This window comes from Streptomyces sp. NPDC088733 (assembly GCF_044751185.1).
In the GTDB taxonomy this organism is placed as follows: Bacteria; Actinomycetota; Actinomycetes; order Streptomycetales; family Streptomycetaceae; genus Actinacidiphila.
In genome coordinates, this window is the sequence record NZ_JBIVLH010000007.1 from 302,709 (window position 1) to 318,593 (window position 15,885).

A 15,885-nucleotide genomic window follows, 5' to 3' on the forward strand; every position below is an offset into this window, starting at 1 on the left:
CTACTCCCCCAGCCGCGAGCGCAGGAACGCCAGGGCGGCCTCGTCGTCGTCGACGGCGCCGCCCTCGTGGCCGTTGTAGGGCCAGACGGTGATCGCCTTGGGCCCGGCGTAGGCGTTGTAGGCGGCGAAGACCGTCGAGGGCGGGGTGATCTCGTCCATCAGGGCGGCCGAGAAACGGGCGGGAACGCGGGCGCGGGCGGCGAAGTTGACGCCGTCGAAGTACGAGAGGGTGCGGTGGACGCGGTCGGCGCTGCCGCGGTGCACGGCGAGGTAGCGGCCGATCTCGCGGTACGGGTCGGCGTCGGTGACGACGACGGCGCGCGGGAAGTCGCACAGGAACGGCACGTGCGCGACCAGGGCCGAGACGTCGGGGACCAGCGCCGCGACCGCGAGCGCGGTGCCGCCGCCCTGGCTGGCCCCGAGCACCGCCACGCGGTCGGGGTCGACGGAGGGCAGCGTGCGCACCGCGTCGACGGCGCGCACGGCGTCCGTGAACAGCCGCCGGTAGTAGTACTGGTGGGGGTCCTCGATGCCGCGGGTCATCATGCCGGGGGCCTGGGGGCCGGCCGGGCCGGAGTCGGGGGTCGCGCCGCTGCTCCAGCCGGAGCCCTGGCCCCGGGTGTCCATGTGGAAGTGGGCGAAGCCCGCGGACGCCCACAGCAGCGACTCCAGGGCGTGCCCGCGGCCGCCGCCGTAGCCGACGTACGTCACGACCGCGGGCAGCGGGCCCTCGGCGCCGTGCGGGAGCCGCAGCCAGGCCCGTACGGGCTCACCGCCGTAGCCCGGGAAGGTGACGTCGAAGACGTGCAGGGTGCGCAGGCCGGTGGCGACGGGCTCGACCGTGACGGTGCCGGGTGCCGCGGCGGCGCGCGCCGCGGTGAGCGTGGCGTCCCAGAAGTCGTCGAAGTCGTCCGGCGCGGTCTGGGTGCTGCGGTGGGCCCGCAGTTCCGGCTCGGGCAGGTCGGTGAACAAGGCGGCGGCTCCGGATCGGTCAGGCGGTGAGGGGCTGGTAGTCGAACCAGTCGACGTCGGCGGCGGTGGCCGAGGCGGCCCCGTGCGCGGTGGCGTAGGGGCCGAGCCACACGCCGAGGAAGCCCCCGGCGCGCGGGGAGCTGAGGAAGCCGCCGTCCACGACGGCCAGTTCGGTCTCCCGCGGCCCGGCGCCGGCGCCCGCCGGAGCGTACCGCAGTCCGTAGCGCTGGCCCTCCGCGTGGATGCGCAGGACCACCGGCCCCTCGGGCAGGGGTGCCTCGGCGACGATTCGCTGCGCGCCGTGCTCGCGGACGGCGGCGAGCACACGGCGTCCGCCCCGTCCGTCGCCCGCGACGGCCAGCACGAGGTGGTCGGCCTCGGACTGCCGCACGGCCAGTCCCGCCCACTCGCCGGGCGTCCGCGGCGCCACGTCGAACAGCGCGGACACACTGACCTGCTGGTGCTGCTGCCGCCGTCCGAGGAAGCAGGGCGTGGCGGTGTCGGCGAGCGACGCGGGACCGAGCGGCAGCCGCAGGGAGCCGGGCCGGGCGGTCAGCGACCAGAACGGCGCGCCGGTGCGCACCTGGTTCCAGGAGGGCCGCAGCGCCGGGCCGTCGAAGTCGTCGCGGACCGGTTCCTCGTACGGCTCACCGGCGGGGCCCGTGGTCCGCGGCCGGCGGAACGGCCCGAGGGTGGTGCCGACGCCCGGTGCGAAGACCGGCCAGCCGTCCTCCCAGGTCACGGGGACGAGGAAGGTCTCCCGCCCGAGGTTGGGGTGGTAGCCGCCGTAGGGGCGGCTGCCGAGGAGCACCGCCCACCACTCCCCCGCGGCGGTGTGCACGAGGTCGGCGTGGCCGACGCCGACGACGGGGAAGTCGCGGCCCAGGTGCCGGTGGGTGAACACCGGGTTGGCGGGGTTGCCCGTCCAGGGCCCGGTGACGTGGTCGGCGCGGGCGACGCTGACGGCGTGCCGGTGCTCGGTACCGCCCTCCGCGGCAAGCAGGTAGTACCGGCCGTCGGCCTTGTACAGGTGCGGGCCCTCCGCCCACACCGCGCCGTGCAGCGCGCCGCGCCACAGCAGGTGCTCGGGCCCGGTGAGGGCGATCGCGACGGGGTCGAACTCCCGCAGCCAGACGTCGGTCTGGCCCTCCCACTCCCCCGGTTCCGCGAGCCGCGTCCCCGTGCACCAGGCGCGGCCGTCGTCGTCGAAGAACAGGGAGGGGTCGATGCCGGGGGCGTCGTCGAGCCACACCGGGTCGCTCCAGGGCCCCGCGGGGTCGGTGGCGTGGACGGCGAAGGTGCCGTTCCTCCCGGTGCCGCCGGCCCCGCCGACAAGGGTCGTGATGACCCAGAAGCGGCCTTCGTGGTGGCGGATCGTCGCCGCGAAGATGCCCTGCGAGGACGCGACCGGGCCGAGGTCCACCTGCGAGGTGCGGTCCAGGACGTGGCCGATGGGCCGCCAGTGCAGCAGGTCGCGGCTGTGGAAGACGGGGATGCCGGGGAAGTACTCGAAGGTCGAGGTGATCAGGTAGTGGTCGTCGCCGACCCGGCAGACGCTCGGGTCGGGGTGGCAGCCCGGCAGTACGGGGGCGGCGGCCGCGAAGCCCGCGTCCGCCTCCCCCGTACCGTCGGACCGCGTCACGCGCCGGCCCCGGCGGCGGTGACCCGTGCGTGCAGCCTGCGGGTGTGGTCCACCTGCCGTGCCGGTCCGGTGAGTTCGGCCCGTACCGTGAGCCGGACGTCGGTGCTGGAGGCGGCCAGCCGCAGTTCCAGTGCGCCCGGCTCCACGACGCGCCGGCCGTCGCGGCCGGTGAACGCCGCGACGTCGGCGGGCACGGTCACCCGGACCCGGGACGCCTCGCCCGCCTCCAGCGGGAGCCGCAGGTAGCCGACGAGCCGCTGCACCGGCTGCACGACCGAGGCGACCGGGTCGTGCAGATAGACCTGGACGACCTCGCTGCCCGCGCGGTCGCCGGTGTTGCGGACGGTGAAGGACAGCTCGACCTCGCCGTCGGTGCCGATGACGGCACCACCGTCCGGGCCCGCGCCCGGCACGTCGAGGCCGTCCCACGCGAAGGCCGTGTACGTCAGCCCGTGGCCGAACGCGAACGCGGCGGCCGGGTCGATGTTGGAGACCTCGCTGGCCCGCGCGAGCGGTGCGGCCAGATACGTGGACGGCTGCACGGCGGGGTGGGCGGGCACGCTGACCGGCAGGCGCCCGGAGGGGGCGATGCGGCCGCCGAGGACGCCGGCGAGCGCCGGGGTGCCCTCCTGTCCCGGGAAGAAGGACTGCACGATCGCGCCGGCCTCGGTGACGGCCCGGCCCAGGGCGTAGGGCCGCCCGGCGAGCAGGGTGAGCACCACGGGCGTGCCCGAGTCGAGGAGCGCGTCGAGGAGTTGCTGCTGCACACCGGGCAGGGTCAGCGACTCGGCGTCGCAGCCCTCGCCGCTGGTGCCGCGCCCGAACAGGCCCGCCCGGTCGCCGAGCGCGGCGACGACCACGTCCGCGTCCCGCGCCGCGCGCACGGCCGCCGCGAACCCCTTGGTGTCGGCGTCGTCGATGCCGCAGCCCGCGACGGTCACGATCTCGGCGCCGGGGAACTCCGCGACCAGCGCCTGGCGCAGCGTCGGCAGGTCGATGCCGGGCGGGGTGCCCGGGTGCTGCGATCCGACGTGGACGGGGAAGGAGTAGCAGCCCAGGACGGCGGACGGGGTCTCCGCCTGGGGGCCGACGAGCGCGATCCTGGCGGGCCGGTGCAGCGGCAGCACACCGTCGTTGCTCAGCAGGATCACCGACTCCTCGGCAAGCCGCCGGGACAGCGCGCGGTGGGCCGCGGGGTCCAGGTCGACGGTGCCGCGCAGGCTCGCCGCGTCGGTGAGGTCGGCCCCGGCGAGGGCGGGCGGCACCGCGCTCCACCCGGGGTCGAGCAGGCCGAGTTCGGCCTTCTGCGCAAGGACCCGGCGCAGGGCCCGGTCGACCAGCTTCTCGTCGATCCGGCCGGCGGCGACGGCCTCGCGCAGCGGCTGCCCGAAGGTCTTGACGGTCGGCAGCTCGATGTCGACCCCGGCGGTGAGCGCGGTGCCGGCGGCGTCGGCCCAGTCGGCGGCGACGCCGTGCAGGGTCTTGAGGAAGGCGATGCCGAAGTAGTCGGCGACCACGGTGCCGTCGAAGCCCCAGGTGTCGCGGAGCAGTCCGGTCAGCAGTTCCTCGTCGGCGGCCGACGGCATGCCGTCGGTGTCGGTGTAGGCGTGCATCACCGAGCGCACTCCGCTCTCGCGGACCGCCATCTCGAAGGGCGGCAGGACGACGTCGGCGCGCTCGCGCGGTCCCATGCTCACCGGCGCCAGGTTGCGTCCGGCGCGGGAGGCCGAGTAGCCGGCGAAGTGCTTCAGGGTGGCGACGATGCCGGCCGACTCCAGTCCCTGGATGTAGGCGGTTGCGATGGTGCCCACCAGGTAGGGGTCCTCGCCGATGGTCTCCTCCACCCGTCCCCACCGGGCGTCGCGCACGACGTCCAGGACGGGGGCCAGGCCCTGGTGGATGCCGACCGCGCGCATGTCGCGGCCGATGGCGGCGGCCATGACCCGGACCAGTTCGGGGTCGAAGGAGGCGCCCCAGGAGAGCGGTACGGGATAGGTGGTGGCGCCCCAGGCGGCGAAGCCGGCGAGGCACTCCTCGTGCGCCATGGCGGGGATGCCGAAGCGGTTCGCGGCGGCGATCCGCTCCTGGGTGCGCATCAGGGACAGCGCGCCGAGTGCGGGGTCCACGGGGGCGGTGCCGAAGGGCCGGGTGAGCTGGCCGAGCCCGGTCGGCAGGAGGTCGTCGAGGCTCGGGGGCTGGTCCATGTCGTGCTGGTGCGGGGCGACTTCGGCGCCCTCGTTGGATGCGCCGACCCAGACGCCGTACAGCTGGGCGATCTTCTCGTCCAGGGTCATCTCGCGGATGAGCGCCTCGACGCGGGAGTCGGCGGTCACGTTGTCGTTCACTTTCCTCCGACACCCATCAGCCCCTGGACGAGGGCACGGCGGGCGAACAGGTAGACGAGCAGGACGGGAATGGTCGACAGCACCACGGCGGCCAGCAGGCCGGGGATGTTGATGCCGTACTGGGTCCGGAAGTTGTACAGGCCCAGCGTGATCACCTTGGTCTCGTCCGACTGGGTGAGCACCAGGGGGAAGAGGAAGCCGTTCCATGCCTGGAGCGCGGAGAAGACGACGATCGTCGACAGCCCGCTCTTGGACAGCGGCACCACCAGCTGGAAGAAGGTGCGGCTCACGGAGGCGCCGTCCACGGCCATGGCCTCGAAGAGTTCGGTGGTGATGTCGCGCATGGTGCCGGTGAGGATCAGCGTGCAGACGGGCAGGCAGAAGGCCGCCGTCGGCAGGATGACGCCGACAAGGTTGTCGTAGAGCCCGGCCTTGCTGATCACGTAGAACATCGGGACGATCACCGCCTGGGCGGGGATGGCCAGCCCGAGCAGGAAGAGCCGGAACACCCCGGAGGTGCCGCGTCCCCGGTTGCGGACGATCGTGAACGCCAGCGGCGGCACGAGCAGCACGACGATGGCGACGACGCTGGCGGTGACGACCACGGTGTTCAGGAAGTACTGCCCGAAGCCGTTGCTGAAGTCCTGGAGGTAGTTGTCCAGGGTGAAGGACTTCGGGAAGGACAGCGGGCCGTTCGCGCTGTACGCCGAGCGCGACTGCACGGTCGCGCCGAGCATCACGTACAGCGGCAGGCCGACCAGCGCGAGCCACAGCAGGGCGCCGAGGCCCGCCAGGTAGTTGGGGCGGCGCCTCATCAGAGCCCTTCCTTGGTGCCGGCCATCTTGTCGTAGCCGGAGACCTTGACCACGACCAGCGAGATCACGGTCGCGACGACGACGAGCATCAGCGCGATGGCGGCGCCCGCGCCGAAGTCGAAGCCCTTGAAGGCCTTGTCGTACATGTAGTAGGCGCTGATGGTGGTGTCGGTACCGGGGCCGCCCTGAGTGAGGATCAGCACGGTGTCGAAGGTGGTGAGACCGCCGACGACCATGAGGATCACCGAGGTGATGATCGAGTTGCGCAGCTGCGGCAGCGTGATGTGGAAGAACTGCCGTACGGTGCCCGCCCCGTCGATCTCCGCGGCCTGGTAGAGCACCTGCGGAATGGCCCGGGTGGCGCCCTGGTAGATCAGCGCGTGGAACGGGGTGAACTGCCACGTACTGACGAACACCAGCACCCCGATGGCGGCGGTCTGCGTGCCGAAGAGGTTGCCGTCGCCGAACAGCCAGCGCGCCTGCGAGGGGACGCCGAAGTTGGGGTCGAGCAGCGCGCGCCACAGCACGGACACGGCGGTCGCGGAGAGCAGCAGCGGCACGAAGAAGATCGCGGACAGCACGGCCCGGTTGCGTTCGGGGCCGGCCGCCCACACGCCGAGCAGGATGCTCAGCGGGGTCTGGACGACGACGCCGAGCACGGTGAGCAGGACGCTCAGCCAGAGGCTCTTGATCATCACGGGGTCCTGGAAGAGCCGGACCCAGTTGCCGAAGCCGGCGTACTCCGGCGAGCCGAGGCCGTTCCACGCGGTGAAGGACAGCACCGCGACCATCACCAGCGGAACGAGGGCGAACAGGGCGAAGAAAACGGTGGCGGGGAGCGCCCAGGCCAGGCCCGGCCGGCCGACGGTGCGGCCGGCCGGGCGCTGGGTCTGTCGCTTGCCCGTCACGGTGGCGGCGAGGGAAACCATGGGGGTCGTCGCTCTCAGGCCGTGGGCAGGGCCTGCATGGCCTTGATGAAGGCCGCCGCGTCCATCTGCCCGTTGAAGAACTGCTGGACGGCCTGGTGGATCGGGGTGATGGCCGAGGGCGGGTAGGCCTGGTCCCACGACAGCTGGAAGGACGGGGCCTTGTCGACCAGGTCGAACTGGTACTTCAGGTAGTCCGGGTTGTCGGCCGTGTCGAGGAACTTGGTGGTGTTCGTGGTGGTCGGCAGGTTGCCGATGGCCAGCTGCTGCTTCACGAAGTCGTCGGAGTACATGAGCTTGAGGAACTCGGCGACCGCGTCCGGGTGCTCGGTCTTCTTCAGCACCGAGTAGAAGTTGTTGGTGTTGCCGACGATGTCCGCGCTGTCGCCCTTGCCGCCGGTGACGGTCGGGAAGGAGGTGTAGCCGAGGTCGTTCTTCGCGAAGTCCGGGTTGGCGTCCTGCTGCGTGGAGTACTCCCAGGAGCCCATGAGCTCGAAGCCGGCCTTGCCGGCGGCCAGCAGGGCGGGCGACCCGCCGTCGGTGAACTTCACCGAGTCGTAGTTGGTGCCGAAGGCGCCGGCGTCGATGAGCTGCTTGATCATGTCCAGCGCCTTCTTGCTGTCCTCGCTCTCCCAGGCGCTCTTGTCGCCGGACAGCGCCTTGGTGAACAGCTCCGGGCCGGCTATGCGGTCGTAGAGGTACTCGAACCACATCAGGGTGGGCCACTGGTCGCCGCCGCCGAGGGCGATCGGGGTGACGCCCTTGGCCTTGAGCTTCTTGACCGCGTCGACGAGCTCGTCCCAGGTCTGCGGGGGCTGGACGCCCGCGTCCGCGAGGACCTTCTTGTTGTTGAACATCAGGACGGGCTGGGTGCCGCGCATCGGGACGCCGTAGGCCTTCCCGTCGATCACCGCGGTGTTGAACACGGAGGACAGGAAGTTGTCCTTCAGGCCGGGGTCCTTGGCGATGAAGTCGTCGAGCGGCAGGAGCAGGCCCGCCTTGACGAAGGGCTGGATGCTGCCGCCGCCCCAGTTGAAGAAGACGTCGGGAGCCTGCTTGGTGTTGATGATCGTCTGCAGCTTCTGCTGGTAGTCCGCACCGGGGATGGTGTCGAGGACCGCCTTGACCTTGGAGGTCTTGTTGAACTCGGCCACGATCTGCTTCTCCACCTTGTTGGCGGAGTCGCCGTACACCAGGACGTGAATCGTCCCGGAACCGCCGCCGGCGGAGGAGTCGCCACCGCCGCAGGCCGTCAGGGTCAGGCCCAGTGCCAGTGCCGCACCACCGGCGACGGCACGGGGGAACCACGCACGCTTCTTCATCTTCGACCTCTCGAAAGTTTCGGCTACTTTGCCGAAATTCGCCTGACGACGGACCGTAGGCTTCCCTCAGCCCGGGGTCAACAGGGTGGAATCCCCGGGACCAAACCGTTATCGAACAGCGGCGAGCGGGGTGCTCTATCCTGTGCGCCATGCATGAAGATGAGATCGAGGGCGGCCGGATCACCCTGGCCGACGTGGCTTCGAAAGCCGGCGTGTCACTTTCGACAGTTTCGAAAGTCCTCAACGGCCGTCCCGACGTCGCCGCGCCGACCCGGAGCAAGGTCGAACGGCTGCTGGAAGCCAACGGCTACCAGCGCCCGGCGCCCACCCAGCCCGAGTCCCGGCTGATCGAGATCGTCTTCCACGAACTCGAGAGCATCTGGGCCATGGAGCTGATCCGCGGCGTGGAGAACGTCGCCAAGAGCCGCAACATGAGCGTGGTGCTCACCGAGAGCGGCACTCGGCACGCCCCCGGCCCGGAGTGGATCGAGGGGGTGCTGCGGCGCCGGCCGCTCGGCGTCGTCCTGGTGTTCTCCACGCTCCCGGACGACCTGAAGCGCAAACTGCGCTCGCGGGCCATCAACTTCGTGATCATCGATCCGGCCGGCGACCCCGAGCCCGACGTGCCCTCGGTGGGCTCGGCCAACTGGGCCGGCGGGGTGGCCGCCACCCGGCACCTCATCGAGCTCGGCCACCGCCGCATCGGGATCATCACCGGCCCGGACGACATGCTCTGCTCGCTCGCCCGGCTCGACGGCTTCCGCTCGGCGATGGGTATGGCCGGGCTCGCGGTGGACCCCGATCTCATCCGGTACGGGGACTTCCATGTGCAGGGCGGCCACGACGGCGCGATCGAGCTGCTGGAGCGGCCCGAGCCGCCGACCGCGATCTTCGCGGGCAGCGACCTGCAGGCGCTCGGTGTCCTGGAGGCCGCGCGGGTCAAGGGACTTCAGGTGCCGCGCGACCTGTCCGTCGTCGGGTACGACGACATCCCGCTGGCGCAGTGGGCGAGCCCGGCGCTCACCACCGTCAATCAGCCGCTGCTCGAAATGGCCGAGGAGGCCACGCAGATGCTGCTGCGGATGGCCCACTCCGGGGACGCGGGGGATCTCGGCACCATGCGCGTGGAGCTCGGTGTCCGACTGGTCGTCAGGAAGAGCACCGCCCCGCCCCGCGACACCACAGGTCCGGACGCCGGCTGAGCGCGCGGCGACCGCGGGGAGGGCGCACGGCGGGCGCACGGCAGCGTCGCGGTGGGCACGGAAGTCCCTTCGGCGGCATCGTGTGACGAAGGCCACACCCGATGTCAACGGTCGTGGCAGTGACGGTGATTACCGCACCCGGGTGGCGGGAAATGCTCGCTATGGCCGTGGCCGAGAGCCCTGGCCGGCCCCACTGATGGGCGTTCTTCTGAGGGGGAGATGCACCCATGCGTACCCACGCGCGACACAGCCGCGGCGAAGGCACGACAGCCGCGCTCGGGGAGGAGCACGAACGCACCCAGGTGCTCGCGCTCCTGACGGCGGACGACGCGGACTCCGACGCCGACTCCGTTCCGGACTCCACCGATGACGCCTTCGACGCCTTCGACGACGAGGCGTACGAGATCTTCCGTCTGCACTGCCCCGACTGCGCCCGCCCGATCGCGCTGCTCGCCGACGAGGACGTGCTGCCGGAGCACGCGCTGTGCTCGTCGCCGTGGAATCCCTTCGGGCTGACGGTCTGCCCCGGCTCGGGCCGGCCCGCCGCGGACGCGACCCCGGCCGACGGGGAGGACTCCGCCGAGGACCAGGACTGGGGGCAGCTGCTCACGCTGCCGGACGGCCTCGACTGGCGTATGCAGCCCTTCTCGCACGTCGGGGGCCCCGGCTCGCAGCCGATCCGGTTGCGGTTCCAGCACGCCGCCTGAGCTCGCGCGGCCGCGGTGCCGCGCCGATCCTCACGGACGGCGCGGCACCGGGGCGTCACGGGCCCGGGCGCGGGCGTACGGCTACGGGGCCTTGCTCTCCGGTCCGGCGAGGCTGCGGGCGATGACCATCCGCTGGATCTGGTTGGTGCCCTCGACGATCTGCAGGACCTTGGCCTCGCGCATGTACCGCTCGACGGGGAAGTCGGCGGTGTAGCCGTAGCCGCCGAGCAGCTGGACCGCGTCCGTGGTCACCTGCATCGCGGCGTCGGTGCAGAACAGCTTGGCCATGGCGGCCTGCCGGGAGAACGGCCGGCCGGCGTCGCGCAGCCGGGCGGCCGCGAGGTACAGGGCCCGGCCGGCCTCGATCCGGGTCGCCATGTCGGCGAGCATGAAGCGCAGGCCCTGGAAGTCAACCACGGGCCGGCCGAACTGCCGCCGGGTCATGCCGTAGGCGAGCGCCTCGTCGAGGGCCGCCTGGGCGACGCCGATCGCGCACGCGGCGATGCCGAGGCGCCCGGAGTCGAGGGCGGACAGCGCGATCGTGAAGCCCTGGCCCTCCTCGCCGATCCGGCGGGCGTCGGGCACGGTGACCCCGTCGAGGTGCAGCTGGGCCGTGGGCGAGCCCTTCATGCCCATCTTCTTCTCCGGCGGCGCCGCCGACAGTCCCTCGGCGTCCCCCGGGACGAGGTAGGCGGTGATGCCGCGCGGGCCCTCGGCGCCGCTGCGGGCGAGCACGGTGTAGAAGTCGGCGACGCCGCCGTGGGTGATCCACGCCTTCGTGCCGTCGATGCGCCAGCCCTCGTCCACCCGGGTGGCCCGGGTGCGCAGGGAGGCGGCGTCCGAGCCGGACGCCGGCTCGGACAGGCCGTAGGCGCCCAGCAGCGAGCCCTCCAGCATCGCGGGCAGGTACTCGGTGCGCTGCTCCTTGGCGCCGAAGTGGGCGACCGCGTGGCAGGCCAGGGTGTGCACGCTGACGCCGAGGCCGACCGTGAGCCGGGCGGCGGCCAGTTCCTCCAGCACCTGGAGGTACACCTCGTACGGCTGGCCTCCGCCGCCGTACTCCTCCGGATAGGGCAGGCCGAGCAGGCCGGCCTCGCCGATCAGGCGGAAGGTGTCGCGCGGGAAGATGCCCGCGTCCTCTTCCCCGGCCGCCTTGGGCTTGATCTCCCGCTGGGCCAGCTCTCGCACGAGCGTGAGCAGGTCGCGGGCCTCCTCGGTGGGCAGTTGGCGTTCCACCGGCTGGGGGCCGTCGTGGGTCATGGCGGCGCTCTCCTCCCTGTCGGGCGCGGCGGCGGCGTCCGCCCAGGATGTGGCGGCGCTACCGGTATACGTACCCTCCGCCCATGGTCTCCCGCCGGGTCACGGCATGGTCCGACCTGCGGCTTCGGCGCGATGGAGTATGCCCGATCGGAGGTGCCCGCGTCACGGGTCGCCGGCCTCCCCGGAGGCCGGCGGCGGATTTTGTCATATCGCCTGCCGGACGGACACGGCTTTCGCAAGGCCGTACGGGTTCCACGAGGTCCGGGATACCGTCTGCGGGCGCGCGGTGCGCGTGGGCGGCTGTGCGATCGGTGCGGCCGGTGTGGACGCTGGGGAAGGGTGATGCGGGTGTCCGTGATCCGTACGTGGGGTCCGCGGGCGGCCGCCGCCGTGGCGGTGGCGCTGCTCGGGACGGCCTGTGGCGGCCAGGACTCCGGGACGCCGGACGGCCCGGTGGCACTGGAACGGATCGGCCGGGCGATCGGCTGCACCCCGCAGGTGCAGACCGACGTCGACGAACTGCGCCAAGGGGCGTGCACGACGCCGCGCGGGGCGTACGTGATGGTCACCTTCGCCAGTGCCGCGGGGCAGAAGTCCTGGCTGGAGGAGGCGCAGCCGTACGGCGGTTCGTACCTGGTGGGCGAGCGCTGGGTGGTCGAGGCCGACCCCGACGCCCTGGAACCGGTCCGCAAGGAGCTCGGCGGCACCGTCGAGGAGGGCCAGCACCACGCGGGGCACGGCTCGCACTCGGCCGCTCCCACCGGCTCCGCCCCGGCGAACGGCTGATCCCCCTCCGCACGGGACCGGCCCGGCACACGGCGGCGTCGCCTGGTGTGCCGGGCCGTCACCGGCCGCGGGTGCTCGGGTCGGGCAGGGTCAGATCTCCAGGTCGGACTCGATGCGCTTGAGCTGGTGGCGGGCCATCGCCAGGTTCGCGCGGTCCTTGTCCAGCGCGACGTAGAGGAAGAGGCCCTTGCCCGAACGCCCGGTCAGCAGCCGGATCATGTGGGTCTGGGTGTTGAGGGTGATCAGGATGTCCTCGATGTGCTCCTTGAGGTTGAGCATCTCCATCGTGCGCATCTTGGCGCGGACGACGTCGGTGTTGCCGGCGGCCGCGACGGTCAGGTCGAGGTCCTTGGAACCACCGAGGGTGCCCAGGGCCATGCCGCTGCCGTAGTCCACGAGAGCGACGCCCAGGACGCCCTCGATCGACGTCATTACATCCTTCAGCGCGGTCTCGGTGTTGGCCATGACGGTCTCGCTTCCTTGTCGTTGAGTTCTGTTGCGTGATGAATGCCTGGGACCCGTGGCGGCGCGGCCGCGTCCGGTGCCCGACGGCTTGTCGGCTGGTGAAGACGGTCGTACGGTCATTTCCGCTCCTGACGTTGGAGCGCGAGGTCGACGAGATCCTCGATCCGTCGACTGGATCGGCGGGCCTCCAGGTGCAGCCGGCCCACGTTGGAGCCGGGGCCCGCGACCAGGGCGAGGGCCATCGCGCTGCCCGCCGCGTACGCCGCGACATATCCGCTGTCCCCGCGGACGATCAGCTCCCGGAAGGCCCCCCGCTCCGTCGCCTCCGTGATGCGCGCCGCCACGCCCAGCGCCGCCGCGGTGAGAGCTGCGACGCCCTCCGGTTCCGGCCCGCTGAGGTCGTGCGCCACGACCAGGCCGTCGGCGCTGGCGACGAGACCGCCCGTCAGATGCGGCACCCTCGTGCGCAGACTCCGGAGTTCGGCCAGCACATCGGCTTCGAGTGCCACGAGCTGTCTCCTTCCGGCGAGCTGCCGCAGAGCCTTCCTCCACGGTCGGTCGGCGGGTGCCGGGCGGGTCGGCAGGGCGCTCACAGGCGGGCCTCCAGGGCGGCACGTAGTCGGAGCAAGAGGGCGACGGTGGGATCGGTGGACGCCGGCGCCGCGGGCTGCGGCCCGCCGGCCACCAGGGGCGGGGCGGGTGGGGACGGCTCGGCCCGGGCCGCGGTGGCGATCCGGCCCCCGGCGGCCAGCCGCCGGACGTCCAGCAGCGTGGCGAAGGCGGAGCGGCCCAGGTGCCACGCGATCTGGACGGGGGTGCGGCGGCCGTCGGCCGCCGCGAGCACGGCCAGCTGGCCCCGGGTGGGGGCGCGGGCCCGTCCGCCGCGGAACTCCTCGCCGGGGCGCGGGACGACGGGGCCCGCGTCGGTGTCGTCCCACGGCCAGGCGCGTTCCAGCTGGGTGCGCCTGCGCTGCGCCTCCCGGGCGATCCGCTGCGCCGGGACCGGCCGGGAGATCGGTCCGAGCCGCGAGGTGGCGCCCGGCTGGAACCGGTCGGGCTCCGAGTCGGGCAGCAGGGTGAAGTACGCGGCGTCGAACAGCGCCAGCAGATGGCACAGTTCGAGTTCTCCGCGGGCCACCCGGCCGGTGTCCACCAGGTGCCGGCCCACGCCGCGGCCGACGTCCGCGCCGGTGACCGCCTCACGCCACTGGTCGGGCGTCAGGCGACCGCAGGCCATCAGCCGTACGCCCAGGTCGGGGGCGCAGGGGCTCTCGGCGTGCACGACGGCGCCGTCGCGCAGGTAGACCGCGCCCGCCGACCCGTACAGCGCCCCGCTGGCTCCCGCGTCGGCGAGCCGGGCGAGCGCCGCGCCGAAGGCGTACGCCCCGAACCGGCCGGGGCCGCCGGCGACGGGGGCGGGAGCGGTGGCGGGCGCCTGGACGCCCCGGGACGGCGTACGGCGGGGCAGGGAACGCAGCGCGAGCGGAGGCCGCGCGGCCTCGGCCCCGGTCATACGAGCACCAGCCGGTCGGCTATGGACTGGAGCCCGATCCGGGCGACGGCCAGGTTGGCGATCGCCCGGTCCAGCCAGATGTACAGGAGGACGTCGCTGTCGAAGGACGTGTCCAGGAAGCGGATCAGGTGGTAGCTCCCCGGCGCGGTGATGATGATGTCCTCCACCGGGATGCGCCCCGGCTCCTTGGCCGTGAAGGTGGCCCCCTCCACGACCGCCCGGGCCGCCTCCGTGGTGTCCGCGGCCGCGGCCTCGTGGCCGTGTCCCGGTTCCTGCCCGACCGCCCCGAGGATCAGGCCGCTGCTCCAGTCGACCACGCTCGCCCCGAGCACACCGGGTATGGCCAACGCCTCGGAAAGGCATTCGTCGATGCCGGGCACGCGCACCCCTTCGCCGCCACGTCTGGTATACGGAACAGCACGGAACGTTACTCAAGCCGTACGCGAATCAGGTGAGTTACGGCATTTTCCATTGGCACGTGCGACGGACTCGCTAGGATTCCGAACCGCTTGCGCTCACTCGGCGGAATTGTCCTCCGGTGCCCCCTTGGCGATCACCGCGAGCGTGTCCAGCGCAGCCCCGAGGACCTGCGGGGACGGCGAGGCGAGGCCGATCCGCACGGCGTGCGGGGCACTCCCCCGCCCCGCGGCGAAGGCGGCGGCCGGGGTGACGGCGATGCCGTGCCGGGCCGCCGCGGCGACGAAGGTGTCGGCCCGCCACCGGCCGGGCAACCGCCACCAGCGGAAGTAGGCGTGCGGGTCCCCGGACACGGCGAAGCCGGCCAGCCGCTCGGCCGCCAACTCCCCGCGGAGGGCTGCGTCGCGCCGCTTGGCGGCCGCCACGGCGTCCAGCGTCCCGTCGGCGGCCCACCGGGTGGCGGCCTCCAGGGCGAAGCCCGTGGCAAGGCTGCCGGCGGAGCGCAGGGCGGCGGCCACCGGCGCGGCGAGCGGCTCGGGGACGAGGGCGAAGCCCGCGGTGAGCCCGGGGGCGAGCCGCTTGGAGAGGCTGTCGACGAGGATCACGCGATCGGGCGCGAACGCGGCGAGCGGGGCCGGCGCGTCCGGCCGCAGGAAGGTCCACACGGTGTCCTCCACCGCGTGCAGGCCCAGCTGACCGAGGGTGTCGGCGAGTTCGGCACGGCGGGCGCCGGACATGGTGACGCCGAGCGGGTTCTGCAGGGTGGGTTGCAGGTAGAGGGCGTGCAGCGGGGCACCGGCGTGCAGTGCGGCAAGCGCGTCGGGACGGATGCCGTCCTCGTCGCACGGGACGGGGACCGGGCTCACCCCCAGGCGTGCCGCGACCGAGGCGATCACGGGGTACGTCAGCGGCTCGACGCCGAGCCGGCCGCCCGGCGGGACGAGGGCGGCGACGGCGGCGGCGATGGCCTGGCGGCCGTTGCCGGCGAAGAGCAGCCGGCGCGAGTCCGGGCGCCACGCCGGGCCGGACAGCAGCGCGGCGAACGCCTCGCGCGCCGCGGGGGTGCCGTCGGCGGTGAGGGGGCGCAGGGCGGCGCCGAGCACGTCCGGGCGCAGCAGCGGGGCGAGTCCGGCGGCCAGCAGTTCCGGCTGGCCGTCCGTGACGGGGTAGTTGAGCTCCAGGTCGACGCGCTGCCGTGCGGGTTCGGCGAGCGCGGGGCCGGCCGCGGGCGCGGCGGCGCGGACGAAGGTGCCGCGGCCCACCTCGCCGACGGCCAGGCCACGGCGGGCGAGTTCGGCATAGACGCGGATGGCCGTGGAGTTGGCGATGCCGCGCTGCCGCGCGAAGACGCGCTGCGGCGCGAGCCGGTCCCCGGGGCGCAGCCGTCCCGCGGCGATGTCGGCCGCCACGGCGTCCGCGACCGCGCGGTAGTCCTCCGTCGGCATGTCCCCTCCAGAGCGCGGATCGGATTGCACCGAGAGCAAAGATCTTATTGCACCGAGCCGGAGAGGGC

General features: G+C 73.0%; 15 protein-coding genes. 3 read left to right on the plus strand and 12 right to left on the minus strand.

Annotation, left to right across the window (positions count from 1 at the left end; translation table 11 throughout):
- The 6 genes from ACIP64_RS15935 to ACIP64_RS15960 are packed head-to-tail and all read right to left on the minus strand — an operon-like array spanning position 1 to position 8,022.
- A complete protein-coding gene (locus tag ACIP64_RS15935) occupies positions 1-972 on the minus strand; it encodes an acetylxylan esterase (protein ID WP_401586314.1) in 972 nt (323 codons plus the stop codon).
- 19 nt (positions 973-991) lie between these two features.
- Positions 992-2,614 carry a glycoside hydrolase family 43 protein gene (locus tag ACIP64_RS15940; RefSeq protein ID WP_401586316.1) on the minus strand — a complete coding sequence of 541 codons (1,623 nt, stop codon included), beginning with the start codon at positions 2,612-2,614 and terminating at the stop codon, positions 992-994.
- Positions 2,611-4,908 carry a beta-glucosidase gene (locus tag ACIP64_RS15945; protein WP_401586523.1) on the minus strand — a complete coding sequence of 766 codons (2,298 nt, stop codon included), beginning with the start codon at positions 4,906-4,908 and terminating at the stop codon, positions 2,611-2,613. Before ACIP64_RS15945 ends, ACIP64_RS15940 begins: the two co-directional genes overlap by 4 nt.
- Positions 4,909-4,955: 47 nt before the next feature.
- A complete protein-coding gene (locus ACIP64_RS15950; protein WP_401586318.1) occupies positions 4,956-5,774 on the minus strand; it encodes a carbohydrate ABC transporter permease in 819 nt (272 codons plus the stop codon).
- Complete coding sequence (locus tag ACIP64_RS15955) at positions 5,774-6,703, minus strand: carbohydrate ABC transporter permease (RefSeq protein WP_401586321.1); 930 nt, start codon at positions 6,701-6,703, stop codon at positions 5,774-5,776. Before ACIP64_RS15955 ends, ACIP64_RS15950 begins: the two co-directional genes overlap by 1 nt.
- 14 nt (positions 6,704-6,717) lie before the next feature.
- A complete protein-coding gene (locus ACIP64_RS15960; protein ID WP_401586323.1) occupies positions 6,718-8,022 on the minus strand; it encodes an ABC transporter substrate-binding protein in 1,305 nt (434 codons plus the stop codon).
- 149 nt (positions 8,023-8,171) lie between these two features.
- Here ACIP64_RS15960 and ACIP64_RS15965 point away from each other — a divergent pair, with 149 nt between their 5' ends.
- Both ACIP64_RS15965 and ACIP64_RS15970 read left to right on the plus strand, forming a co-directional pair.
- Positions 8,172-9,224 carry a LacI family DNA-binding transcriptional regulator gene (locus ACIP64_RS15965; protein ID WP_401586326.1) on the plus strand — a complete coding sequence of 351 codons (1,053 nt, stop codon included), beginning with the start codon at positions 8,172-8,174 and terminating at the stop codon, positions 9,222-9,224.
- A 227-nt stretch (positions 9,225-9,451) separates the two neighbouring features.
- Positions 9,452-9,931 (plus strand): hypothetical protein, encoded by a 480-nt coding sequence (locus ACIP64_RS15970; RefSeq protein ID WP_401586328.1) that lies wholly within the window; start codon positions 9,452-9,454, stop codon positions 9,929-9,931.
- Positions 9,932-10,012: 81 nt separating this feature from the next.
- Here the strand turns inward: ACIP64_RS15970 and ACIP64_RS15975 are convergent, their stop codons facing one another.
- Positions 10,013-11,191, minus strand: coding sequence for an acyl-CoA dehydrogenase family protein (locus ACIP64_RS15975; protein ID WP_401586331.1), 1,179 nt, complete (start codon positions 11,189-11,191; stop codon positions 10,013-10,015).
- A 348-nt stretch (positions 11,192-11,539) separates the two neighbouring features.
- On the opposite strand from ACIP64_RS15975, the gene ACIP64_RS15980 reads away from it, so the two are divergent.
- Positions 11,540-11,977, plus strand: coding sequence for a hypothetical protein (locus ACIP64_RS15980; protein ID WP_401586334.1), 438 nt, complete (start codon positions 11,540-11,542; stop codon positions 11,975-11,977).
- A 90-nt stretch (positions 11,978-12,067) separates the two neighbouring features.
- On the opposite strand, the gene ACIP64_RS15985 is transcribed toward ACIP64_RS15980, so the two are convergent.
- The 5 genes from ACIP64_RS15985 to ACIP64_RS16005 form a co-directional block, all read right to left on the minus strand.
- Positions 12,068-12,442, minus strand: coding sequence for a hypothetical protein (locus ACIP64_RS15985; protein ID WP_360910506.1), 375 nt, complete (start codon positions 12,440-12,442; stop codon positions 12,068-12,070).
- A gap of 116 nt (positions 12,443-12,558) precedes the next feature.
- Positions 12,559-12,951, minus strand: coding sequence for a roadblock/LC7 domain-containing protein (locus ACIP64_RS15990; RefSeq protein ID WP_319658275.1), 393 nt, complete (start codon positions 12,949-12,951; stop codon positions 12,559-12,561).
- 80 nt (positions 12,952-13,031) lie between these two features.
- Positions 13,032-13,955 carry a transcriptional regulator gene (locus ACIP64_RS15995; RefSeq protein ID WP_401586338.1) on the minus strand — a complete coding sequence of 308 codons (924 nt, stop codon included), beginning with the start codon at positions 13,953-13,955 and terminating at the stop codon, positions 13,032-13,034.
- Complete coding sequence (locus tag ACIP64_RS16000; RefSeq protein WP_401586341.1) at positions 13,952-14,335, minus strand: hypothetical protein; 384 nt, start codon at positions 14,333-14,335, stop codon at positions 13,952-13,954. The genes ACIP64_RS15995 and ACIP64_RS16000 overlap by 4 nt, the downstream gene beginning before the upstream one ends.
- Before the next feature lie 135 nt (positions 14,336-14,470).
- Positions 14,471-15,817 carry a PLP-dependent aminotransferase family protein gene (locus ACIP64_RS16005; protein WP_401586344.1) on the minus strand — a complete coding sequence of 449 codons (1,347 nt, stop codon included), beginning with the start codon at positions 15,815-15,817 and terminating at the stop codon, positions 14,471-14,473.
- Between the last annotated feature and the right edge of the window lie 68 nt (positions 15,818-15,885).

Coding starts and splice junctions, on each gene's coding strand:
- ACIP64_RS15965 (WP_401586326.1), top strand. CDS start 8,172: ATGCATGAAGATGAGATCGAGGGCGGCCGGATCACCCTGGCCGACGTG.
- ACIP64_RS15950 (WP_401586318.1), bottom strand. CDS start 5,774: ATGAGGCGCCGCCCCAACTACCTGGCGGGCCTCGGCGCCCTGCTGTGG.
- ACIP64_RS15975 (WP_401586331.1), bottom strand. CDS start 11,191: ATGACCCACGACGGCCCCCAGCCGGTGGAACGCCAACTGCCCACCGAG.
- ACIP64_RS15945 (WP_401586523.1), bottom strand. CDS start 4,908: ATGACCCTGGACGAGAAGATCGCCCAGCTGTACGGCGTCTGGGTCGGC.
- ACIP64_RS15970 (WP_401586328.1), top strand. CDS start 9,452: ATGCGTACCCACGCGCGACACAGCCGCGGCGAAGGCACGACAGCCGCG.
- ACIP64_RS15985 (WP_360910506.1), bottom strand. CDS start 12,442: ATGGCCAACACCGAGACCGCGCTGAAGGATGTAATGACGTCGATCGAG.
- ACIP64_RS16005 (WP_401586344.1), bottom strand. CDS start 15,817: ATGCCGACGGAGGACTACCGCGCGGTCGCGGACGCCGTGGCGGCCGAC.
- ACIP64_RS15955 (WP_401586321.1), bottom strand. CDS start 6,703: ATGGTTTCCCTCGCCGCCACCGTGACGGGCAAGCGACAGACCCAGCGC.
- ACIP64_RS15960 (WP_401586323.1), bottom strand. CDS start 8,022: ATGAAGAAGCGTGCGTGGTTCCCCCGTGCCGTCGCCGGTGGTGCGGCA.
- ACIP64_RS15995 (WP_401586338.1), bottom strand. CDS start 13,955: ATGACCGGGGCCGAGGCCGCGCGGCCTCCGCTCGCGCTGCGTTCCCTG.